Here is a 21,938-nt window from a genome sequence, read left to right as displayed (position 1 = left end):
GCTGCATCAACACCCTATCGACCACGCACCATCGACGACGCACTACCGAGGCAACGAAGCATGAGCTCCCTCCACGCGCAAGGCACGCCGGCCATCGAGCTGCGCAACGTATCGTGCCGCTTCATCTCTCCCGACGGCAAGGCGACGCTCGCCCTGCGCGATTTCAGCATGGCGGTCGCGCGTGGGGAGTTCGTTGCCATCGTCGGTCCCACGGGCTGCGGCAAGTCCACCACGCTCAGCATGATCACGGGCCTGCTCAAGCCCACCACGGGCGAAGTGCGCGTGATGGGCGCGCCCGTGAACGGCATCGATCCGCGCATCGGCTTCGTGTTTCAGGCCGACGCCGTGTTTCCGTGGCGCTCGGTGCTCGACAACGTGGCCGCCGGCCCGCTGTTTCGCGGCCGCTCGAAATCGGCGGCCTACGACGAGGCGAACGAATGGCTGCGCCGCGTCGGCCTCGACAAGTTCGGCAAGCACTATCCGCATCAGCTTTCCGGCGGCATGCGCAAGCGCGTCGCGCTCGCGCAGACCTTCATCAACAAGCCCGAAATCCTGCTGATGGACGAGCCGTTCTCGGCGCTCGACATGCAAACGCGCACGCTGATGCAGGACGAACTGCTGCAACTGTGGGGCGGCACGGGCTCGGTGGTGTTCGTCACGCATGACCTCGAAGAAGCGATTGCGCTGGCCGACCGCGTGTTCGTGCTCACGGCGCGGCCCGCGACGCTCAAGAAGGTGTACGAGATCGATTTGCCGCGCCCGCGCATTACGTCGGAAATCCGCTACGAACCGCACTTCGTCGAGCTGTCGCGCGATATCTGGCACGACCTGCGCGAAGAAGTGCAGATCGGCTAACCCGGTCGAATTGGCCAAAACATCAAGCAAGCTGGAGCGCTCGCTCATGTCCACCCCGCAACAAACCTTGCCGCAAGGCATCGACGCGGCCTCGCTCGACGCCGTCGAGCGCGCCGCGCAGCGCCGCATCCGCCAGCGCCACGCGCTCGTGATCGGCCTGCGCATTCTGGTGCTCGTCGTCGTGCTCGGCGGCTGGGAACTGGCCGCGCGTCATAAATGGATCGACCCGTTCTTCTTCTCGATGCCCTCGCTGATCTTCGAGCAGATCGTCGACTGGTTCGTGAACGGCACCTCGCAAGGCCCGCTGCTCACCCAGGTCTGGGTCACGCTCGAGGAAACCGGGCTCGGCTTCATCATCGGCTCGATCGGCGGCGTGTTCTGCGGCGTGGTGCTGGGCCGCAACAAGCTGCTCTCCGACGTCTTCAGCCTCTACATCAAGATCGCCAACTCGATTCCGCGCGTGGTGCTGGGCTCGGTGTTCGTGATCGCGCTGGGACTCGGCATGGCGTCGAAGGTGGCGCTCGCCGTGGTGATGGTGTTCTTCGTGGTGTTCGCCAATGCGTTCCAGGGCGTGCGCGAAGCGGACCGCTACATGATCGCCAATGCGCAGATCCTCGGTGCATCGCGCCGCCAGGTGACCACGTCGGTGGTGATCCCCTCGGCGCTTTCGTGGATTCTCGCGAGCCTGCACGTGAGCTTCGGCTTCGCGCTGGTGGGCGCCGTGGTGGGCGAATTCCTGGGCTCCAGGCAAGGCATCGGTCTGCTGATCTCGACCGCGCAAGGCGCGTTCAACGCGAGCGGCGTGTTCGCGGCGATGATCGTGCTCGCAGTGGTTGCGCTGATGGCCGACTACCTGCTCACCGCCGTGGAGCATCGTCTTCTCAAATGGCGGCCCACCTCCACGAACTGATTCTGATCGTCTCCTGTCAAGGCTGTCCGGGCGCGAGAGGCTGATATCCTCCGGCCTGTCATTCGCGGCGCACCTTTGTGCGCCGCTTTTTTTACCACTCCGCTACCCCCGAAAACCCCGCGCTACTTGGGCTGCTCGACCGTGCGCAGATACGGCTTGAGCGTCTTGAAGCCCTGCGGGTACTTCTGTTTGGCCGCATCGTCCGACACCGAAGTCGGGATGATCACGTCTTCGCCCGGCTTCCAGTTCACAGGCGTGGCCACCGTGTGCTTGGCAGTTAGTTGCAATGAATCGAGCAAACGCAGCACTTCATCGAAATTGCGGCCCGAGCTCATCGGATATACGAGCATGGCCTTCACCTTCTTGTCCGGCCCGATGATGAACACCGAGCGCACCGTGGCATTGTCGACCGCCGTGCGCGGCGCGCCGCCGCTCGCGTTCGGATGAATCATGTCGTAGAGCTTGGCGACGTTGAGGTCCGCATCGCCGATCAGCGGATAGTTGACCGCGTTGCCCTGCGTCTCCTCGATGTCCTTGACCCATTTCTGGTGGTCACTCACCGGATCCACGCTCAGGCCGATGATGCGCGTATTGCGCTTGTCGAATTCGGGTTTGAGCCGGGCCATGTAGCCGAGCTCGGTCGTGCAGACGGGCGTGAAATCCTTCGGATGGGAGAACAGAATGGCCCAATGATCGCCAATCCATTCGTGAAAACGAATCGGTCCTTCGGTCGTTTCCGCAGTGAAATCGGGTGCATCTTCTCCTAGACGAATGGTCATCTCGAGCCTCCAAGGGTGGTTGCACTACAGCGCCTCGCGATCGTGCAAGGCGTGTTCTCGATTCTTGATTTTAGGAAGTCCAGCGGACGGTTTTGCGATTTGTTGAAGTGGCGTTCGGCGATATGGGGCGCGACCAAGGCGTGGCGGGATTGGGACCGGGTGCAGTTTGATTTCAGCCTGGTGTCAGTCCTGGTTTGCATACCACCCGCAGCCAGGCGACGCTATTCCCGTAGACTGCGCGCGCGGCACGTCTATTGCTCCAACGAGCTTGAGCCAGGCATGATATTGTGGAATCCCGGAGTCGTAGCGCGCATGTGCCCGTCAATCGAACTCTGTCACCTTCGCGAGCGTCGCCATGAGTGATGTACGCCACCATCTGAGCCCACGCGACCGCGTGGAGCTGCTCTGCTGGCTCACCTGCGGGAGCCTCGGAGCCTACTACCTCAACGAAACCTGGCCCAACGCGGCTTTTCACGTGCAGGCAGCGCACAAGTGGCTCGACCGCCACGCGCGTGAAGCCGACTGGCTCGCGATCGCGCGGCTGACCGCGATCGCCCAGGAAATCGCCCGACAGCACGCATGGTTCGTCGACGCCACCTGGGCGCGCGACGCCGTCGAGGAAATTCTCGACACCGACGACCTCAACTATCAGGCCAAGCTCGTCATGCAGGTACTGAAGGACTGCGAGCTCGCGCTCGCAGACCGCAGTTCCCCCGACTGACTCGCCACCCCCGCGCGTCAGGACTGCGGCGCGGGTTGTTGCGGAGCCCGGCTCGCACCCGCCTGTGCCGGCGGCATCCACCCGTAGCCGAGCGCCTTGTAGAGGTTCACGACCTCCGCGAGCCGCTGATCCTGCAACTGCGATTGCTGGATTTGCGCTGCGAACAGGCTGCGCTCGGCATCGAGCACTTCCAGATAGCTCGTGTAGCCGCCCTCGTAGAGATCGCGTGAAAGCGATGCGTACTGCGCAAGCGCGTCCACCTCGCGCGCGGTGGCCTCGAGCTGATCGTGCGCACGCGCGGCGCCCACCAATGAGTTCTCGACATCCGCGAAGGCCTGCTGAATCGTCTGCTCGTAGTTCAGCAGCGCTTCCTGGTGCGCGGCCTCTGCCGAATGCACGGAGCCCGCGATCGCGCCTCCCTGGAAGATCGGCTGCGAAACCGCGCCCGCGAACGACCATACCCGCGCAGGCCCGGTCCAGAGACCGGATAACGCCGTGCTGGCCGCGCCGAACATGCCCGTGAGCGAGATCTCCGGGAAGTACTGCGCGCGAGCGGCGCCAATCTGCGCATTGGCCGCGATGAGCGTCTGCTCGGCTTGCTGAATATCGGGGCGGCGCTCCAGCAGCGACGACGGCAACCCCGCCGGTATCGCCGGCACGGCAAGCTGCGAGATGGATTTGCCGCGCGGAATCGGCCCCGGATTCTGGCCGAGCAGCAAGGAAATCGCGTCCTCCTGCTGTGCGATCTGCTTCTGGATCGAATAGACCGATGCCTGCGCGGATTCGTATTCGGAGCGCGCCTGGCTCAGTTGCAGCTTCGAGACCACGCCGCCCCCGAAGCGCTCCTCGAACAGCTTGACCGAGTCGTCGCGGCTCTTGAGCGTCTCCTGCGCAATCACCAGTTGATTGTCGTAGTCGCGCAGTTGCAGATAGGCCGTCGCGACATTGGCGATCAGCGCAATGCGGGTCGCCTGTTGCGCCGATTGGGTGGCGAGATACTCGGCGCGCGCGGCTTCGGTCAGACGGCGCAGGCGCCCGAACAAGTCGAGCTCCCACGACGCCACGCCCTGAAGCTGCACCTGATTGCCGACCAGCGGCGGATAGCCGGGCGCGGGCACGCCACGGCTGCGCGAGCCGCCGAAATTCACGCCCACTTGCGGGAACAGTCCGGAGCGCGCGACGACATAGCGGCCGTAATACTCTTCGACGCGTGCCGCCGCAATGCCGAGATCCTTGTTCTGCGCCAGCGCCTTCGTGACCAGATCGTCGAGGACGGGGTCGTTGAACTGCTTCCACCAGTCGAGCGACGTATCGACCACTTCCGCATCGGACGATGCGAACCGGTAGGTGGATGGCGTGTCCACCGTGGGCCGATGGTAGTCGGGGCCGACTGCGCAGGCCGCGAGCCAGAGCGTGCTCGCGGCGATGAAGATCGGTTTCAATGCAGGCTTCAACGCGAATTTCAAGGCAGGCTTCAATGCGGGTTTCGCCGCGCGCGTGATTTTCGGGCTCATGTTCAACCCTCCTGCGCGGGCGGCGCCGCCGGCGGCGGCAAGTCCGGTTCGGCTGTGTTTTTTTTGCGCGAAGAGAGCGTTTCGAGACCCCAGAAGAACATCGGAATGAAGAACAGCGCAATCAGCGTGGCGCCGAGCATGCCGAACACCACGCCGGTGCCGAGCGAGCGGCGGCTTGCCGCCGACGCCCCGCTGGCGATGGCGAGCGGCACGCAGCCGAGAATGAACGCCAGCGAGGTCATGATGATCGGCCGCAGACGCAGCTTCGCGGCGTGCAGGGCCGCCTCGTACGGCGACATGCCCTCCTTCTCGCGCATTTCCACGGCGAACTCGAAGATCAGAATGGCGTTCTTTGCCGCGAGCGCGATCAGCACCGTGAGGCCGATCTGGAAGTACACGTCGTCTTCCATGCCGCGGATCAGAATGCCCACGAGCGCGCCGAACACCGCGAACGGCACCGCCAGCAGCACGCCGACCGGCAGCGACCACTTCTCGTACTGCGCGGCGAGAATCAGGAACACCATCAGCAGCGCGAAGCCGAACACGAGCCCCGCCGTCGAGCCGGCGGTCTTTTCCTCGTAGGCCTGGCCGCTCCACGCGAAGCTGTAGCCGTCGCCCAGCACCTCGTTCGCAATCTCCTCCATCGCCGCGATCGCTTCACCCGAGCTATGGCCGGGCGCGGCGTCGCCCGTGATCTTGGCGGCCGGGAAGTTGTTGAAGCGGTTGACGATGTCCGCGCCGTTCACGAACTTGTAGGTCGTGACGGCCTTGATCGGCACCATGTCTCCGGAGCGGTTACGCACGTAGAGCTGCTGGATGTCCTGCGGACGCAGGCGGTATTGCGGCTCGGCCTGAACGATCACCTGGAAGAGGCGGCTGCCCTTCGGGAACTGGCTCACGTACGACGATCCGAACATCGTCTGCAATGCGTCATAGACGTCCTGCACCGCCACGCCCTGCGATTCGGCGCGCTCACGGTCCACTTCCACGAGCAATTGCCGCGAGTTCGTGTCGATGGTCGAGTTGACGCTGCGCAGCGCCGGATTCTGGCGCGCCTTCGCAATCACCTGGCGCACCTTCTCTTCGAGCTGCTGATAGCTGCCGTCGCCAGTGGTCTGCACCCAGAACTCGAATCCCCCCGTCGTGCCGAGGCCGGGGATCGAAGGCGGATTGACCGGTATCACCACGCCGTCCTTGAAACTCGCGAACGCGCGACTGGCCGCGGTGATGAGGTCGCTGGCCGAGCCGTTCTTGCCGCGATCATGGAAGTCCTTGAGCGTGACGAACAGCGTGCCGGCGTTGGCCTTGTATTGCCCGTCGATCAGGCTGTAGCCGATCGGCGCGGCCACGGCCTTCACCGCTGGCTGCTTAATGAACCAGTCTTCGGCGCGCTTCGAAACGTCTCCGGTACGGTCGAGACTCGCGGCATCCGGCGTGATGACCGCGCCGAACAGATAGCCCTGGTCCTCGACCGGCACGAACGACGTCGGGATCTTCTTGAAGAGCAGACCGGTGGCGGCGCACATCACGGCAATCAGCAAGATCGAGAGCGTGACGCGGCGAATGGCCGACTGCACCGACTTGCCATAGCCTTCGGTCAGCCGCTCGAAGCGCTCGTTGAACCACGTGAAGAAACGGTTCTTCTTGTGTTCGCCCGGCTTGAGCAGAATGGCGGCCAGCGCCGGCGAGAGCGTAAGCGCGACGATGCCCGAAAGCACCACCGAGACCGCGATGGTCACGGCGAACTGCTTGTAGAGCTGACCCGTGATGCCCGAGAGGAACGCAACCGGGATGAACACGGCAAGCAGCACGAGCACGATCGCCACCACCGGGCCGCTCACCTCGTCCATGGCGCGCTTGGCCGCCTCCTTCGGCGGCAGCTTGAACTCGGTCATGTTGCGCTCGACGTTCTCGATCACGACGATGGCGTCGTCCACCACAATGCCGATCGCGAGCACCATGCCGAATAGCGTGAGCATGTTCACCGAGAAGCCGAACGCCAGCATGCCGATGAACGCGCCCACGATCGACACCGGCACCGCCAGCAGCGGCACCAGCGTGGCGCGGAAGCTTTGCAGAAACATGAAGACCACCAGGATCACGAGGATCACCGCATCGCGCAGCGTCTTCACCACCTCGTCGATCGACTCGTGCACGAACGTCGTCGTGTCGAGCGCGATTTCATACTTGAGGCCGGCCGGGAAGCTCTTGCTCAACTGCTCGAGCGTGGCTCGCACCTGCTTCGAAACCTGCAGCGCGTTGGCGCCCGGCTGCTGGTAGACCGCGAGCAGCGTGGCCGTCTTGCCGTTGTAGCGGCCGCGCATCGAGTAGTCCTTCGAGCCCAGTTCGGTATGGCCGATGTCCTTGATGCGCACGATAGCCGCATCGCCCGACTTGGCGCGCAGGATGATGTTGTCGAACTGGGAGGGGTCGGTGAGACGGCTCCCAGTCGATACCGGGAAAGTCTGCAGCACCGGGTCGCCGGTTGGCGACTGGCCGAGACGGCCGGCCGAGAATTGCTGATTCTGCGCGCTAACCGCGCTCTTCACGTCGCCCACGGTAATGCCGAGCTTGGCCATGCGGTCCGGCTTGACCCAGACGCGCATCGCATAATCGGCGGAGCCGAGGATCGCCGACTGGTTCGCGCCCGGCAAACGCTTGATGGCGTCGAGCACATACACATTCGCGTAGTTCGCGACGTACTGCTGGTCGAACGTGTTATCCGGCGAATAAACGGCAATCACCATCATGAACGCCGACGAGCGTTTCTGCACCGAAACGCCCTGCTGCGTGACCGCTTCGGGCAGCGTGGGCAACGCAAGGTTCACCCGGTTCTGCACGTCCACCTGGGCGAGCGAGGGGTCGGTGCCGATGTTGAAGAACACGGTAAGCGTCATGTTGCCCGTCGAGGAACTCGACGAGTTCATGTACATCATGTTGTCCGCGCCGTTCACCTGCTGCTCGATGGGCGCGGCAACGTTCTGCGCGATGATGTCGGCGCTCGCGCCCGGATAGGTCGCTGTCACCGTGATCTGCGGCGGCGCGATGTCGGGAAACTGCGCGACCGGCAGGTTGAACATGGCCACGAGGCCAGCGAGGACGATGATGATCGACAGGACCGACGAAAAAATCGGCCGGTCGATGAAAAAGTGCGAGAACTTCATCGCTCAACCTCCCGCTGCGGGCGAGAGCGTCACGTCCACGCGGCGGGACTTGTCGGCCGGGTCCGTCGCGACGACCTTCGCGGGCTTGCGCATCTCGATGCGCGCGTCCTGCACGCCCGCAACGATCAGCGCCGTGCGCACGGTCGAGGCGCGCGCATGGGCGAGGCGCTCGTTGCTCGCGTAGGAGCCGCTCGAATCGGCGTAGCCCGAAATCACCACATGCGCCTCGGGCGATGCGGCAAGACGCTGTGCGACCGCGGCGAGCGCCGTGGCCGATTGGGCGTCGAGGCTCGCGCTGCCCGGCGCGAAATAAAGCTGCGCCAGCCCGGTTGCGTTCGCATTGGCGGCGGACGCCTTCGCCTGGCCTGCCGCGCCGGCGCCTGCCTTCGCGTTGGCCGCCTGTGCCGCCTGTGCCGCCGTCTTCGCGTTGGCATTCGTGCCGCCGGCACTGCCCGCACCCGCCATACCGGTGTTGCCCGCGCCCGAACCGCCCGCGGCACTGGCAGCGTTGGCGGCGTTCGCGCCATTGGCATCGGCCGCGCCAACCGGCTGCCCGCCGATCTTCACCTCGTCCGACGGCATGGGCACCACCGTTTCCTTCACGGGTGCGCCCGGCATCAGCTTGAGCGTGTTATCGATCACGACATGGTCGCCCGCGTGCAGCCCCGAACTGATGACCCAGTCGTTACCGTTCCATTCACCGGTTTCCACCGCGCGCTGCTGCGCCTTGCCATCCTTATCCACGGTCCACACGTATGCGCCGCGCGGCCCCTGCTGCACGGCCACTTGCGGCACCGCCACCGCGTTCGCCCGATCGGCGCCCAGCAGCTTGATACGCACGAACTGCCCCGGCCGCAAGCTGCCGGTCGGGTTCTTCACTTCGGCGCGAATCATGTACGTGCCCGTCTCTTCGCTCAGGGAAGCGTCGGCGAACTTGATGCGGCCGCGCTCGGGATACACGCTGCCGTCGGCGAGGACGATCACCGCCTCCAGTTCGCCGATCTGCGGCAGCTTGAGCGCGCCGCTCTTCACCTGCGAACGCAGGCTCAGCATCTCGTTTTCGGAAAGCGAGAAGTTGATCCACATGGGATCGAGTTTCGCAACGTAGGTGAGCAGACTATTAGTGGCGTCGATATAGGAGCCGTCCTGCTTCTTCGCAAAACTCGACAGCCCGGTGACGGGCGCCGTGATCGTGGTGTAGCCGAGATTCAGCTTTGCGCTCGTGACATTGGCGCGCGCCTGTTCGAGCGCCGCCGCGGCAGCCCGTTCCTGGCCCACGGAATCGTCGAGATCCTTCTGGCTCAGCGCATTCTTGGCCGCGAGCGGGCGTACACGCGCCAGATTGGCCTGCGCCGTGTCGAGCCGCGCCTTTTGCTGCGCGTATTCGGCGTTCGCAGCATCGAGCGCGGCCTGGAAGGGCTTGCGGTCCATCTGGAACATCACGTCGCCCTGATGAACCAGCGAACCTTCTTCGTAGATGCGTTTTTCAAGAAAGCCGTTGACGCGGGAGCGTATCTCGACTTGCTGCGAGCTCTCGGTCTGCCCCACGTAATCGAATACCACTGGCACGTCGCGCATCGCGACGTTGATTACGTCCACATTCGCAGGCGGCCGCGCCGACGCCTCAGGCGTCTTGTCGTGACATGCAGCGACCCCCAATGCCATTCCCACGGACAGGCACAGCCGTGCCACCCTGATTCCGCTCGTCATGCTTTTTCTCCGTTTTCGACGATCAGCGCTGGACCGACGAACACCGGACGAATCCCGTCATGCCGGATATGCCGAATATGCTGCGCCGCCAGAAAGCCCGGAGCGAAATCTTACTGTGTTTCCCTTTTTGGCTGCGTCGAGATTGTCTGCAAACGACAGGTGTTTGCCGGCAAACAAAACTGTCTACGCATTGCGAAATAATTGAGCGAAATGTTATGCAAACAGCAACAAATCAAGAAAAGTCGGAATGCCAACCTTTACAGCGGCCGAGGCAGCGCCCAGACGGCCCCGTCCGCCTGACTGACGCCTTCGAGCCGCTGGCGTGCTCAGTCGAGCGGCCGGCCCGCCGGTTCGCGGATCAGCGGCAAGGCCAGCAGCGAAACGAGTCCGCATCCGATCAGATACCAGGCCGGCGCGAGCGGGTTATCGAGCAGCTTGATGAGCCAGGTCGCGAAGAACTGCGCGAAGCCGCCGAAGATCGACACGCCCACGCAATAAACGATGGACATGCCCGTCACGCGGATCGACTGCGGGAACAACTCCGGCAGCATGACGATGTTGGGCACCGCGGTGAACGCGACGAGCGCGCCCAGCACGGCGACGACGGCGAGCACCGTCGGCACCGTGGGCATGGCGTGAATCACCATGAAGGCCGGATAGATCACCGCGACCAGCAGCACGCGCGAATAGCCGAACACCCGCTTGCGGCCAAAGCGGTCGGACAGGATGCCGGCGAACGGCGAGCACGCGGCCGTCACGAGCGCGGCCACGAGCGCCGCGCTCATGCCCACCGACATCGGCAGGCCGAGGATCTTGATCGCATAGGTGGACATGTAGAACAGCACGATATAGTTCGCCGCCGTGCCGCCGATGGTCGTCACGACGCCCGCGACGAGCGCCGCACGATGCTTCGAGAAGATCTCGAGCAGCGGGCGCGCAGTCTCGGTCACGGGCGCGGTCATGTCCACGGGTTCGGCGTGCTCGAGGGTTTCGTCGAGATGGCGGCGGATATAGACGCCCACCGGCACGATCAGCATGCCGATCACGAACGGCACGCGCCAGCCCCAGCTCTGCAGCGCCTCGGGCGAGAGCGCCGAGGAAAGCGCCACGCCAAGCAGCGCGCCGCACACCACGTTGAGCCCCTGGCTCACGAACTGCCAGCTGCCGTAGAAACCGCGCGTGCGGTCGTCGGCGTATTCGAGCAGCATCGTGGTCGAGGCGCCCACCTCGCCGCCCACCGCGAAGCCCTGCACGAGCCGCGCGAGCACGATCAGCGCGGGCGCGGCGAGACCGATCTGCGCGTAGGTGGGCGCGAACGCGATCATCGCCGAGCCGAGCGCCATGAGCCAGAGCGTGAGCGTCATGGCCGCCTTGCGGCCCACGCGGTCGGCGAATGCGCCGATCAGCACGCCGCCGAGCGGCCGCACGATGAAGCCCACGCCGAAGCTGCCCACGGCCAGCAGCAATTGGTTCAGCGAACCGTGCACCGGAAAGAACAGCGCGCCGATGGTGGTCGCAAAAAAGCTGTAGACCGTGAAGTCGAAAAACTCCAGGCCGTTACCGAGCGTGATCGCGGCGATGGCCTTCGCGCGCGAGGCGCGCGTGTGCCCGTGCGCGTCGGCGTTCGCCTGCGAATTCAGCGAAGTGGCGTTCATCGTGGGTCTCCTCATGTATTTGTATCTTGATCAGAAGCGTTGATCGAATGCGCTGTAGTGCACTTTGGACGATGGTCAGGCTCAGGCGCGCAAGAAGCGCTCGGCGAGCTTCACCCAGTACGTGGCGCCGGTTGCGAGACAGTCGTCGTTGAAATCGTAGCCGGGGTTATGGACCATGCAGCCGCCTTCGCCGTCGCCATTGCCGATGATCAAATAGCTGCCCGCGCATTGCTCGAGCAGGAACGAAAAGTCCTCGCTGCCCGTGAGCGGCGGGAGATCGTCGATCAAGCCCGCCTCGCCCAGCCAGTCGCGCGCGACGTCTTGCGCGAATGCCGTCATGTCCGCGTCGTTCACGAGCACCGGGTAGCGACGCTGGTAATCGATGCGAGCGGTGGCGCCATAGGCGCTCGCCTGCGCGTACACGAGCGTCGTGATGCGCTCTTCGAGCAGGTCGCGCACCTCGGGGCGCAGCGCGCGCACCGAGAGCCGCATCTGCGCGGTCTGTGGAATCACGTTGGGCGCCTCGCCCGCGTGAATCGCGCCCACCGTGACGATCGCCATGTCGAGCGGCGGCACATTGCGCGAAATGATGGTTTGCAGCGCGAGCACCACGTTCGCGCACACCACCACGGGGTCGATGGCCTTGTGCGGCACGGCGCCGTGGCCGCCGCGCCCGTCGATGTCGATGATCACCGTGTCCGAGGACGCCATGAACGGCCCCGGTCGGAAGCCGAGCTTGCCGGTGGGAAAGCCCGGCATGTTGTGCATGGCAAAAACCGCATCGCAGGGGAAGTGCTCGAACAGACCTTCGTCGAGCATCCGCTTCGCGCCGCCGAGCCCTTCTTCGGCGGGCTGGAAAATGAGATGCAGCGTGCCGTCGAACGAACGCGACTGCGCGAGATGCTTCGCCGCCGCGAGCAGCGTGGCCGTGTGGCCGTCGTGGCCGCACGCGTGCATCTTGCCGGGCACACGGCTCTCGTAATCGAGCCCGGTGTTTTCCTGGATGGGCAGCGCGTCCATGTCGGCGCGCAGGCCAAGGCGCTTCGTGCCCGTCCCTACTTTCAGCGTGCCCACGACGCCGGTGCCGCCCAGCCCGCGGTGCACTTCGTAGCCCCATTCGGCGAGCCGCCCGGCCACGAGGTCGCTCGTGACGAACTCCTCGAAACCGAGCTCCGGATGCGCGTGGATCGCGTGGCGCAACGCGATCATTTCTGCTTCGATTTCCGCGATAGCCGGGGGGATCGCCATGGTGTTCATCCGTCGTCTCCTGTGTTCAAAGCATGGATTGCGTGACGTCTCAGGATAAACACGCCGTTTTCCCCTGGACAGTCCTAGAATGGTTAGCCTGCCAACCGCAGGTTCTCACTCGGGTTTCCACTTATGAAGTTCCACCAGTTCAGGGCGCTCGTCGCCATGGCCGACGCCGGCAGCATCCGCGCGGCGGCGCGCGCGCTGGGCATCTCGCCCGCAGCCGCCACCAAGGCCGTGCGCGAACTGGAAGCCGAGCAGCAGATCGCGCTCGTGACGCGCAATGCGAATGGCATCGCCTTCACCGAGGCCGGCCAGGCGCTGCTCGTGCATGCGCGGGCCATCGTGCACCAGATGTCGCGCGCCCAGGACGAACTCGACGCGCGGCGCGGGCGCGGCAGCGGCAAGCTCTCGATCGGCGTGACGCCGTGGCTCGCGCTCTCGTTCCTGCCCGACGCCGTGACGCTGTTTCGCGCGCGCATGCCGGGGATGCAACTGGAGTTTTATGAGGGACTGCTCAATATCGTCATGCCGCGGCTGCGCGACGGCACGCTCGACTTCTCGCTCGGCAAGCCAGGCCCGGCTTCGCTGCACGCCGAATTCACGCAGACGCCTATCTTCGCCACCGAATCCGCCGTGGTCGTGCGCAAGGGCCATCCGCTCGAGCACGCGCAGTCGCTCGAGGAACTACAGGACTGCGAATGGCTGCTCAACTGGGATCCGGCGAGCAAGGAGATGATCACCGACGATATTTTCCGCCGCCACGGCCTGCCGCTGCCGCGCACGGTGCATCTCGCCCATTCTTTCGTGGTGGCCATGGGACTCATCATGAACACCGACATGGCGAGCATCTTCCCGTGGCCGCTCGTGGAGACGCGCTTCGCGCGCGAGAACCTGCGCGCGCTCTCGCTCCAGGAGGAAGTGGACCGCACCGTGGTGAGCGTGGTCGCGCGACGCGGCGTGCCGCTCTCCGCCGCCGCCGAATGCTTTCTCGCCTGCCTCAAGGAGGCGATCCACGCGGGCGAGGCGTCCCAGGATCCGGAACGGCGCCGGCTTTATCACTCGCTAGAGCTACTGATTTGAGGCGCGTGGGCGGGCTTACCGGCGTGCGTCGATCGAGCCGCTCCGCCCCCCTTCACTCGTCCACGCTACAATGCGGCTGCCGTTCCACTGCCCCCATCGACATGCCGAATTCTAATCGGGCTTTCCTGCTCGGTCCGTTGCTCAAAGGCGTTTCCCGCTCGTTCTACCTCACCATGCGCGTGCTGCCCGCCGGGATGCGCGACCCGGTGGGCGAGGCCTATCTGCTCGCGCGCGCCGCCGACACCATCGCCGACACCTCGCTGATTCCGCCGCCCCAGCGTCTCGCGCTGCTGCTTGCGCTGCGCGAGCGCATCAACGGCACGGCTTGCAGTGCGGCGCACGACGATGCCCTGCAGCGCATCGCCGGCGAAGTCGCGGGCCAGCAAACGCAATCGGACGAGAAGTTGCTGCTCGAATCGCTCGACGGCGCGCTCGACGTGCTGGCGCAACTCGAGCAGGCCGACCGCACGGCCGTGCGCGAGATCGTCACGACGCTCACCGAGGGCATGGAGTTCGATCTGAACACCTTCCCCGACGAGCGCTCAGGCAAGGTCGCCGCGCTCGGCACGTGGGACGCGCTCGACCGCTACACGTATCTGGTGGCGGGCTGCGTGGGCGAGTTCTGGACGAAGATGACCTATATGCATCTGCCCGGCACGCTCGACCCCGCGCTGCGCGAAACGATGCACCAGCGCGGCGTGCGCTTCGGCAAGGCTCTGCAAATGGTCAACGTGCTGCGCGATTGCGGCAAGGACCTGCGCATCGGCCGCTGCTACCTGCCCGCGACCATGCTCGCGCAGGCTGGCCTCACGCCCGAGGACCTGCTCCATCCCGGCACCTCGGCGCGCGCCCGGCCGCTGATGTTCGGGCTCGTGCGCATCACGCTCGATCACTTCCGCGCCGCCATCGTCTACACGTTCGCCTTGCCGCGCCTGTCCGTGCGCCTGCGGCTCGCGTGCCTGTGGCCGATCCTCATCGGCCTCGAGACGCTGGAGCGGCTCGTCGGCAACGACGACTGGCTCGATCCCGCGCGCCCATCCAAAGTCACGCGCAACGATGTCTATCGCATTCTTGCGTGCTCGACGCTCGCAGCACCTTCCAATGCGCTGCTCGACCGATGGTTCAAGCGCCTGCTCGCACGTATCGAGGCGCGCATGGCCGCAATCGAGAAGGCGTAAAAAAACGGCGCGTGCCGTTAAAAGCACGCGCCGGACATGCACTGCGAACCGCTCAGCCCTTCTCGCCGCGATACAGCTTGATAATGGCCGAGAAGTCGAGCTTGCCGTCGCCGCGGCTGCTCATCGCCTGGTAGAGCTGCTGTGCGAGCGCCCCCATATAGGCGGGCTGGTGGACGGTCTTCGCGGCATCGGTCGCGAGGCCCATGTCCTTGAGCATCAGATCCGTGCCGAAGCCGCCCGTGTAGCCGCGCGACGAAGGCGCCGTCTCGATCACGCCCGGAAACGGATTATACGTGTCCGAGCTCCAGCAGCGCCCCGTCGACGTATTCATGATGCCGCCCAGCACCTTCGCGTCGATGCCGAGCGCCTCGCCAAGCGCCATCGCTTCCGCCACGCCCGCCATCGTCACGCCGAGCACGAGGTTGTTGCAGATCTTCGCCACCTGCCCCGTGCCGGTCTCGCCGCAATGGACGATGTTCTTGCCCATTCCGGAAAGCACGGGCTTCACGCTTTCATAGAGCGCGGCGCTGCCGCCCACCATGAACGTAAGCGTGCCCGCCGCCGCGCCGCCCGTGCCGCCCGACACCGGCGCATCCACGAATGCGTTGCCGTTGTTCGCGGCGAGCGCGCCGAACGCCTTCGCGCTCGCCGGGTCAATGGTGCTCGAATCGATGATCGTCACGCCCTTAGCGATGCCCGCCAGCACGCCGTCCTCGGCGGTCAGCACGGTGCGCACGTGCGCCGCTGCGGGCAGCATCGTGACGACCCACTCCGCGCCCGCGGCGGCCGCCTTGGGCGACGCGGCTTTCGTTGCGCCCGCGTCGGCGAGGGTTTGCATCGCCTCGGCGCTCAGATCGAACACGGTAAGCGCGTGCCCTGCCTTGAGCAGATTGAGCGCCATGGGCGCCCCCATGTGGCCCAGCCCGACGAAACCGATTTTCATGAGCGATTCTCCCTTGATGGTTAATCAGGCAACTGCGGCGCTTCAGTGCAGGTTGATCGTCGTGTTCACGCCGGTGTTGAGGGTGGCGTCGTCGAACCAGCGCGCCGTCACGGTCTTGGTCTGCGTATAGAACTGCACGACCTGCTTGCCGTACGGACCGAGATCGCCGAGCTTCGAGCCGCGCGAGCCCGTGAAGCTGAAATACGGCACCGGCACCGGAATCGGAATATTAATGCCCACCTGACCAATGTCGATTTCACTCTGGAACTTGCGCGCCGCTGCGCCGCTTTGCGTAAAGAGCCCCACGCCATTGCCGAACGGATTCGCATTGACGATGGCGATGGCCTCGTCGAGCGTATTCGCAGTCAGCACCACGAGTACCGGCCCGAAGATCTCGTTCGTATAGATGTCCATATCGGTTTTCACATTGGTGAACACCGTCGGGCCAACGAAATTGCCATTCTCATAGCCGGGCACCTTCACGTCGCGGCCATCGAGCGCGAGCGTGGCGCCCTGCTTCACGCCCGATTCGATCAGGCCCAGAATGCGGGCCTTCGCGGCACGCGAGACGACCGGGCCGACGTCGGTCTTCGGTTCGTTGCCGGCATTGACCTTCAGCGTCTTCGCCTTTTCGACGAGTTCGGGCACCCACTGCTGGGCCTCGCCCACGAGCACGACCACTGAAGTGGCCATGCAGCGCTGGCCCGCTGCGCCGAATGCCGCGCCCGCGAGCGCGTTGAGCGCCTGCTCGCGGTTGGCGTCGGGCAGCACGACCGCGTGATTCTTCGCGCCCATCATCGACTGCACACGCTTGCCATGCTCGCTGCCCAGCCGATAGACATGCGTGCCCACCGCCGTCGAGCCCACAAACGAAATCGCCTTGACGAGCGGATGCGTGCAGATCGCGTCGACGACTTCCTTGCCGCCGTGCACCACATTGAGCACGCCCTCGGGAACGCCCGCCTGCACGGCCAGTTCGACGAGCTGCATCGTGGAGAGCGGATCCTGCTCGGACGGCTTGAGCACGAACGTGTTGCCGCAGACGATCGCCATCGGGAACATCCATAGCGGAATCATCGCGGGAAAATTGAACGGTGTGATACCCGCGCATACGCCTAGCGGCTGCTGCAGCGTGTACGTATCGACGCCGCCGGCGACGTTCTCAGCGAACGCACCTTGTTGCAGCGTGCCGATCGAGCACGCGTGCTCGACCACTTCGAGGCCGCGGAAAATGTCGCCCTCGGCATCGGGCAGCGTCTTGCCCTGCTCCGCCGTGAGCGTCTGCGCAATGCGCGACATGTTCTCGCGAATCAGCGCCTGCAGCTTGAGCATGATGCGCAGGCGCGTACCGATCGGCGTGTTCTTCCACGTCGCGAACGCGGCATGCGCGCTCTTGACAGCCCTGTCGACTTCCTCGACGGTCGCGAACGGGACGCGCGCCAGCACTTGCTGGGTGGCCGGATTGACGATATCGCGCCATTCGGTGGTTTTCGATTCGACGAACTCGCCGCCGATCAACAGCTTGACGGTCGAGACTTGAGCGTTGGAGGCCTGGGTGACTGCGTTCATCTTGAACTCTCTCTGTAAAGTCTGAACGGGCCGGCGTGAGCCGGATAGACAGGATTACGATCTAATTTTGAGGTGCTTCAGTCATGGCGTGAGCGCATCGGAGTGCGCAAACGAAGGCGTCGTGGCGGCGTGCTGAGCGGCATCGCGTGTCTCCATCTTTATTTCATTGTAGGCGGGCGCTTATGAAGCGGTCTCCAACGGAGTATAGTTATTCGAATATCCACGTTGTAGAGACGAAAAAACCCATACGATATGCAAAAAAGCACAACGAGGCCGATGGAGACGCTGAACTGGGACGATTTACGCTATTTCCTGGAAGTAGCGCGCACGCAGCGCGCCAGCGGCGCGGCCAGGCGCCTCGGCGTCGACCACACCACGGTCGCGCGCCGCGTGCGCGAACTGGAGGCGGCGCTGGGCACCGTGCTGTTCGACAAATCGCGCTCGGGCGGCTTCGTGCTCACGGCCGAAGGCCAGCGCCTGCTGGCCTATGCGGACACCATCGAAAGCACGGTCCAGTCGGCGAGCGAGCAATTCGCGCTCGGCGCGCAATCGCTTTCCGGCCATGTGCGAGTGGGGTCGACCGAAGGATTCGGCTGCTTCTTTCTTGCTCCCCAACTGGCCCGCTTCACCGGCAAGCACCCCGACATGTCGATCGATCTGCTACCGGTGCCGCATTTCGTGAGCCTCTCGAAGCGAGAAGCCGATCTGGCGATCATGCTCGAGCGCCCCGAACGCGGCCAATACGTCTATACGAAGCTATGCGACTACCGCCTGCGTTTATATGGGACATCTGACTATATCGAGCAGCACGCTCCCATCCGGACGGCGGCCGACCTGCGCCATCACGCGTTCATCAGCTATGTCGCGGATCTCGCGTTTAGCCACGAGCTGCTCTACCTCGAACGCACGGCGCCGAACGTCACGGCGAGCCTGTGCAGCACGAGCGTGATCGCGCAATATCATGCCGCGCTGCAAGGCAGCGCGCTCGCCATCTTGCCCTGCTTCATGGCCGAGCCCGACCCGCGGCTCGTGGCGATCCTGCCGGACGAAATCGTCGTGACACGGCGTTTCTGGCTATGCAGCCGGGAAGATTTGCGCAAGCTGCGGCGCATCACGTCTCTTTGGGATTATTTGCGTGCGGCTGCGGATGCGAACCAGGCGCTGCTAATGGGCGAGTCGTCAGAGATGCACTACATCGAGCCCTGACCGCACCATGACATGAAGAAAAAGCCGTACATGCAATCCGGTTCACGGACTGCATGTACGGCTTCCGCAGTAAAAACCAAAATTGTGAACCCGAATGCATCCGGAACGGACCGACTCCGTTCCGGATGCCATTCAGTCAGGGTCCAACTATCAGGTCCCGACCGGACGGATCGTCAGCGCGTTCTTAACCGACGTCACGCCAGCAACCCCCTTCGCCACTTCCGTGGCGTGGTCGATCTGCGCCTGCTCCGGCACGGTGCCTTGCAGGACGATGGCGCCGTCCTTGGCGCGCACGGTGATGTTGGCCACGCTGATGTTCTTGTCCTTGGCGAGTGCGCCACGCACCTTGCGCGACAGCGCGCGGTTAGCGGCCTTTGCCTTCTTGAGTTCGGCCTTCGACTGCTTCACTTGGGCCTGGGCGGCGTCGGTCGGTGCAGCTGTCGGCGCGGCGGCTGCCGGAGCGGCGGCCGGTGCGCTTGCGGCGGTCTGCGCATACACGTGGAGCGAAGCGGCGACCAGCATCGTGCCGGCTGCCAGTTTGAACGCCTGAATAGCCTTCATGCGGTTTCTCCTGTTGTCACAGTTTTTTGATGGCCCTCGATGGACCGGTGCACTACATACCATTCACTGCCGGTTAAACAGCCGCTGCCAATGCGGCTGACTCCCATTGATTCCCGGTCGAGTCCGCCACGAAGAGCGCATTGGGAAGTAACGATACTCCATTTACGTCAGACCTGATGCGAAACCTGCAATTGCCAGCCGCTATTGCCACTCAATGTTGCCACCATTGCAAATGCTATTGAATGGCATTTACGGCTAACTCTTCCCTTTCATGAATGACCGATGCCGCTAATTCCATGTATGCGGCATTGCAGGTCCTCCTCGACGATCAACGCATACCGATAGCGTGCCGTTGACAGGCCCGGACACAGGTTTTACCCGCATTTACTCATAAAAAAAAATAGCATGCGTTAATTGACGAGCTGCGCTTTCACCCAGCGATAGAACTGCTGGATCGCCGCCTCGCGCGGATGACCCTCGCGCCACGTGAAGTAATAGTCCAGCGACGCGGGAATGCGCACCTGCCCCAGTTGCACCAGCTCGCCGCGATCGATGAAGCCGCGCGCGAGTTGCAGGCGCGCTGTGGCGGCGCCTTGCCCGGCCACCGTGGCCTGCAGCAAAAGACCGGCATCGTCGAATACCGGTCCGCGTTCGGGCTCGTCGCCCGCCACGCCTGCCGCTTCGAAGAAGTCGCGCCACGAGCGGCGCGAGAAGCGCAGCAACGGCATGGCGGCGAGGTCTTCGATACGAAACGCCGGGTAGCGCGCGAGCAACGCGGGGCTGCAGACGGCCACCACCTGATCGTCCAGCAGCTTGCGGAACTGGAAACCCGGCTCGTCCACGCGCCGATGCCAGATGCCGATATCGAACGGATAAGGATCGGGCGGCGTGACGTCGGCGTGCATGCACAACGAGAGATCGACGTTCGGATGGCGGTCGTAGAAGTCGCCCAAACGCGGTATCAGCCAGACCGAAGCAAAATCGGACATCACGCTCAATTCGAGCCGCGTGACGCCGCTCACGCCCGGACGCGTGGCGTCGAGCGCCTCGCGCAGTTCTTCGAGACTGCGCCTCACACGATCGGCAAGCTGCGCGCCGGCCGCGGTGGGAATCATGCGGCTGCCCACGCGGCGAAACAGCTCGACGCCCAACTCGGCTTCAAGCGCGCGCAGATGATGACTCACGGCGCTATGCGTCAAATGCAATTCTTCGGCCGCACGGCTGAAACTGCGCCGCCGCGCCGCTGCTTCGAGCGCGCGTAGGGCCTGCAAGGGTGGAAGCGGTCGGGACATGACGTCAAATTCTACTCACAATCGCGTCTGAAATCTCTCGCTGGCATCGGAACCGGCTTCTCGCCAATAATCGTGAGCCAGTTATTCCATTCGCTTTCAGGTCTCGTACGCACCATGACCGCACTCAGATTGCGCGTATTCGCCGTTTTCGCACTCGGCTATTTCATTTCGTATCTTTTTCGCGGCGTCAATCTGGGATTTGCCCCATTCCTGACGCATGAAATGGGCCTCACCGCCACCGATCTGGGCACGCTTACGAGCCTCTACTTCCTCGGCTTCGCAGGCGCGCAAATCCCCGCCGGCGTGCTGCTCGATCACTTCGGCCCGCGCCGCGTCACCGCGTGCGTGATGCTGGTGGCCGCCGCCGGCGCGCTCGTGTTCGGGCTGTCGCACAGCATGGGCGCGATGATGGCCGGGCGTCTGATGGTTGGCGTGGGCGTCTCGGTTTGCCTTGGCGGCGCATTCAAGGCCACCGCCCAGCACTTCCCGGTCGCCCAGCTCACGCTCGTCAACGGCCTCGTGATGGCGGTGGGCGGCCTCGGCGGCGTAGCGGTCGGCGCACCGCTCTCCTGGCTGCTGACGATCGCGCCGTGGCGCAGCGTGAGCGTCGGGCTCGCCGTGCTCACGGCGGCAGTCGCGGCCATTATCTGGATCGGCGGTCCGCATACGCGCGACACCCATCATCAAGCGAGTGTGCTCGAGCAATTCAAGGGCACCGCCCACATTCTGCGCAGCCATGCGTTCTGGAAGACCGCGACGTTCTCTGCTTTCACGCAGATCGTGTTCTACGCGATGCAGTCGCTGTGGGTGGGCGCCTTCCTGCGCGACATGGCGCCCGCCGGCACCGCCGATGCGGCCTCGCGCGCGGCGTCGCTCATTTCCGTGCTCGGCGGCGCGTTCATCGTCGGCAACATCGGGTTCGGTGCGCTCGCACGCACCTTCGAGCATTATGGCGTGAGCGTCGCGCGCTTTTCCGGCGTGACCATGACGCTCTTCGTACTCGTCCAGGCGCTGCTCGCAGCCCGCGTGCCGCTGCCCGCTGCGTTTCTATGGGCCGCGTATGGCGCATTGGGCGGCACCGGGATACTTACTTACGCCGTGCTCGCCGAACACTTTCCGCCGCGCCTGATTGGCCGTGTCAACACCACTTTCACGCTCGTCATCTTCATCGGAATTTTTTTCGCGCAGATCGCGATCGGCGCAGCGCTCAGCCGCTGGAGCGCCGTGGACGGCCGCTATCCGGTCGTCGCCCATCAAGCCGTATGGGCCAGCCTGATCGGGCTGCAGGTGTTCGCCGGCGTATGGTACTTCCTGCCGAACCGGCGCGCCGGCGCCGCACACCCCGTCATGGAATCGTGAGTTCGAACGCATCGGCCATGCCTCAAGTCCTTCGGCATCCAAACTAATTTCCCGCAGCGCGAAATCGGTGCCCGTAATCGGTTCGGTCACGGGCCAGCGGTCCCGCTTGCCCCCAGCCCCCTCCTTCCCCACCCCTCGCATATATTCGTGCGTCGAGTACAATGCTGCCCCGCCGGCCTCGGGTAGATGCG

General features: G+C 64.4%; 17 protein-coding genes. 7 read left to right on the top strand and 10 right to left on the bottom strand.

Annotated features, from left to right (window positions below; translation table 11 throughout):
• The first annotated feature begins 60 nt into the window (after positions 1–60).
• Both PWP93_RS22060 and PWP93_RS22055 read left to right on the top strand, forming a co-directional pair.
• Complete coding sequence (locus PWP93_RS22060; RefSeq protein ID WP_421045938.1) at positions 61–855, top strand: ABC transporter ATP-binding protein; 795 nt, start codon at positions 61–63, stop codon at positions 853–855.
• Between the two features lie 46 nt (positions 856–901).
• On the top strand, positions 902–1,765 hold the full coding sequence (locus PWP93_RS22055) for an ABC transporter permease (protein WP_421045937.1): 864 nt from the start codon (positions 902–904) through the stop codon (positions 1,763–1,765).
• Positions 1,766–1,887: 122 nt separating this feature from the next.
• On the opposite strand, the gene PWP93_RS22050 is transcribed toward PWP93_RS22055, so the two are convergent.
• Complete coding sequence (locus PWP93_RS22050; protein ID WP_421026972.1) at positions 1,888–2,544, bottom strand: peroxiredoxin; 657 nt, start codon at positions 2,542–2,544, stop codon at positions 1,888–1,890.
• A 355-nt stretch (positions 2,545–2,899) separates the two neighbouring features.
• On the opposite strand from PWP93_RS22050, the gene PWP93_RS22045 reads away from it, so the two are divergent.
• Complete coding sequence (locus tag PWP93_RS22045) at positions 2,900–3,265, top strand: hypothetical protein (protein WP_175196501.1); 366 nt, start codon at positions 2,900–2,902, stop codon at positions 3,263–3,265.
• 17 nt (positions 3,266–3,282) lie between these two features.
• Here PWP93_RS22045 and PWP93_RS22040 read toward each other — a convergent pair whose 3' ends face one another.
• From PWP93_RS22040 to PWP93_RS22020, 5 genes are all read right to left on the bottom strand, one after another.
• Entirely contained in the window at positions 3,283–4,779 is a 1,497-nt protein-coding gene (locus PWP93_RS22040; protein ID WP_421045936.1) for an efflux transporter outer membrane subunit, read from the bottom strand.
• Between the two features lie 2 nt (positions 4,780–4,781).
• Positions 4,782–7,943 (bottom strand): efflux RND transporter permease subunit, encoded by a 3,162-nt coding sequence (locus tag PWP93_RS22035; RefSeq protein WP_421045935.1) that lies wholly within the window; start codon positions 7,941–7,943, stop codon positions 4,782–4,784.
• Between the two features lie 3 nt (positions 7,944–7,946).
• Positions 7,947–9,653: an efflux RND transporter periplasmic adaptor subunit gene (locus PWP93_RS22030; protein WP_421045934.1), complete on the bottom strand. Its 1,707-nt coding sequence runs from the start codon at positions 9,651–9,653 to the stop codon at positions 7,947–7,949.
• Positions 9,654–9,979: 326 nt separating this feature from the next.
• Positions 9,980–11,308, bottom strand: a complete 1,329-nt coding sequence (locus PWP93_RS22025; RefSeq protein ID WP_421045933.1) for an MFS transporter — start codon at positions 11,306–11,308, stop codon at positions 9,980–9,982.
• An 81-nt stretch (positions 11,309–11,389) separates the two neighbouring features.
• Positions 11,390–12,565, bottom strand: a complete 1,176-nt coding sequence (locus PWP93_RS22020) for a M20 aminoacylase family protein (RefSeq protein WP_421045932.1) — start codon at positions 12,563–12,565, stop codon at positions 11,390–11,392.
• Between the two features lie 123 nt (positions 12,566–12,688).
• On the opposite strand from PWP93_RS22020, the gene PWP93_RS22015 reads away from it, so the two are divergent.
• Both PWP93_RS22015 and PWP93_RS22010 read left to right on the top strand, forming a co-directional pair.
• Positions 12,689–13,639 (top strand): LysR substrate-binding domain-containing protein, encoded by a 951-nt coding sequence (locus PWP93_RS22015; protein ID WP_421045931.1) that lies wholly within the window; start codon positions 12,689–12,691, stop codon positions 13,637–13,639.
• Between the two features lie 101 nt (positions 13,640–13,740).
• Entirely contained in the window at positions 13,741–14,817 is a 1,077-nt protein-coding gene (locus tag PWP93_RS22010; RefSeq protein WP_421045930.1) for a phytoene/squalene synthase family protein, read from the top strand.
• Between the two features lie 52 nt (positions 14,818–14,869).
• On the opposite strand, the gene mmsB is transcribed toward PWP93_RS22010, so the two are convergent.
• On the bottom strand, positions 14,870–15,760 hold the full coding sequence (gene mmsB / locus PWP93_RS22005; protein ID WP_421026964.1) for a 3-hydroxyisobutyrate dehydrogenase: 891 nt from the start codon (positions 15,758–15,760) through the stop codon (positions 14,870–14,872).
• Positions 15,761–15,802: 42 nt separating this feature from the next.
• Complete coding sequence (locus PWP93_RS22000) at positions 15,803–17,329, bottom strand: CoA-acylating methylmalonate-semialdehyde dehydrogenase (RefSeq protein ID WP_421045929.1); 1,527 nt, start codon at positions 17,327–17,329, stop codon at positions 15,803–15,805.
• Between the two features lie 252 nt (positions 17,330–17,581).
• Here PWP93_RS22000 and PWP93_RS21995 point away from each other — a divergent pair, with 252 nt between their 5' ends.
• Positions 17,582–18,535: a LysR family transcriptional regulator gene (locus PWP93_RS21995; RefSeq protein WP_421045928.1), complete on the top strand. Its 954-nt coding sequence runs from the start codon at positions 17,582–17,584 to the stop codon at positions 18,533–18,535.
• A 150-nt stretch (positions 18,536–18,685) separates the two neighbouring features.
• On the opposite strand, the gene PWP93_RS21990 is transcribed toward PWP93_RS21995, so the two are convergent.
• Complete coding sequence (locus PWP93_RS21990; RefSeq protein WP_421026961.1) at positions 18,686–19,096, bottom strand: BON domain-containing protein; 411 nt, start codon at positions 19,094–19,096, stop codon at positions 18,686–18,688.
• Positions 19,097–19,506: 410 nt separating this feature from the next.
• Positions 19,507–20,388 carry a LysR substrate-binding domain-containing protein gene (locus PWP93_RS21985; protein ID WP_421045927.1) on the bottom strand — a complete coding sequence of 294 codons (882 nt, stop codon included), beginning with the start codon at positions 20,386–20,388 and terminating at the stop codon, positions 19,507–19,509.
• A gap of 114 nt (positions 20,389–20,502) precedes the next feature.
• Here PWP93_RS21985 and PWP93_RS21980 point away from each other — a divergent pair, with 114 nt between their 5' ends.
• A complete protein-coding gene (locus PWP93_RS21980) occupies positions 20,503–21,747 on the top strand; it encodes an MFS transporter (RefSeq protein ID WP_421045926.1) in 1,245 nt (414 codons plus the stop codon).
• Positions 21,748–21,938 lie beyond the last annotated feature (191 nt).

Source organism: Paraburkholderia sp. A1RI-2L (genome assembly GCF_048957375.1).
Lineage (GTDB): Bacteria > Pseudomonadota > Gammaproteobacteria > Burkholderiales > Burkholderiaceae > Paraburkholderia.
The sequence above is the reverse complement of the archived record's forward strand: the minus strand, read 5'-3'. Positions and strand labels throughout refer to the sequence as shown.

Bases quoted from the DNA above. Each gene is read 5' to 3' on its own strand.
- PWP93_RS22060 (WP_421045938.1), top strand. From the start codon at position 61: ATGAGCTCCCTCCACGCGCAAGGCACGCCGGCCATCGAGCTGCGCAAC.
- PWP93_RS22055 (WP_421045937.1), top strand. From the start codon at position 902: ATGTCCACCCCGCAACAAACCTTGCCGCAAGGCATCGACGCGGCCTCG.
- PWP93_RS22050 (WP_421026972.1), bottom strand. From the start codon at position 2,544: ATGACCATTCGTCTAGGAGAAGATGCACCCGATTTCACTGCGGAAACG.
- PWP93_RS22045 (WP_175196501.1), top strand. From the start codon at position 2,900: ATGAGTGATGTACGCCACCATCTGAGCCCACGCGACCGCGTGGAGCTG.
- PWP93_RS22040 (WP_421045936.1), bottom strand. From the start codon at position 4,779: ATGAGCCCGAAAATCACGCGCGCGGCGAAACCCGCATTGAAGCCTGCC.
- PWP93_RS22035 (WP_421045935.1), bottom strand. From the start codon at position 7,943: ATGAAGTTCTCGCACTTTTTCATCGACCGGCCGATTTTTTCGTCGGTC.
- PWP93_RS22030 (WP_421045934.1), bottom strand. From the start codon at position 9,653: ATGACGAGCGGAATCAGGGTGGCACGGCTGTGCCTGTCCGTGGGAATG.
- PWP93_RS22025 (WP_421045933.1), bottom strand. From the start codon at position 11,308: ATGAACGCCACTTCGCTGAATTCGCAGGCGAACGCCGACGCGCACGGG.
- PWP93_RS22020 (WP_421045932.1), bottom strand. From the start codon at position 12,565: ATGAACACCATGGCGATCCCCCCGGCTATCGCGGAAATCGAAGCAGAA.
- PWP93_RS22015 (WP_421045931.1), top strand. From the start codon at position 12,689: ATGAAGTTCCACCAGTTCAGGGCGCTCGTCGCCATGGCCGACGCCGGC.
- PWP93_RS22010 (WP_421045930.1), top strand. From the start codon at position 13,741: ATGCCGAATTCTAATCGGGCTTTCCTGCTCGGTCCGTTGCTCAAAGGC.
- mmsB (WP_421026964.1), bottom strand. From the start codon at position 15,760: ATGAAAATCGGTTTCGTCGGGCTGGGCCACATGGGGGCGCCCATGGCG.
- PWP93_RS22000 (WP_421045929.1), bottom strand. From the start codon at position 17,329: ATGAACGCAGTCACCCAGGCCTCCAACGCTCAAGTCTCGACCGTCAAG.
- PWP93_RS21995 (WP_421045928.1), top strand. From the start codon at position 17,582: ATGCAAAAAAGCACAACGAGGCCGATGGAGACGCTGAACTGGGACGAT.
- PWP93_RS21990 (WP_421026961.1), bottom strand. From the start codon at position 19,096: ATGAAGGCTATTCAGGCGTTCAAACTGGCAGCCGGCACGATGCTGGTC.
- PWP93_RS21985 (WP_421045927.1), bottom strand. From the start codon at position 20,388: ATGTCCCGACCGCTTCCACCCTTGCAGGCCCTACGCGCGCTCGAAGCA.
- PWP93_RS21980 (WP_421045926.1), top strand. From the start codon at position 20,503: ATGACCGCACTCAGATTGCGCGTATTCGCCGTTTTCGCACTCGGCTAT.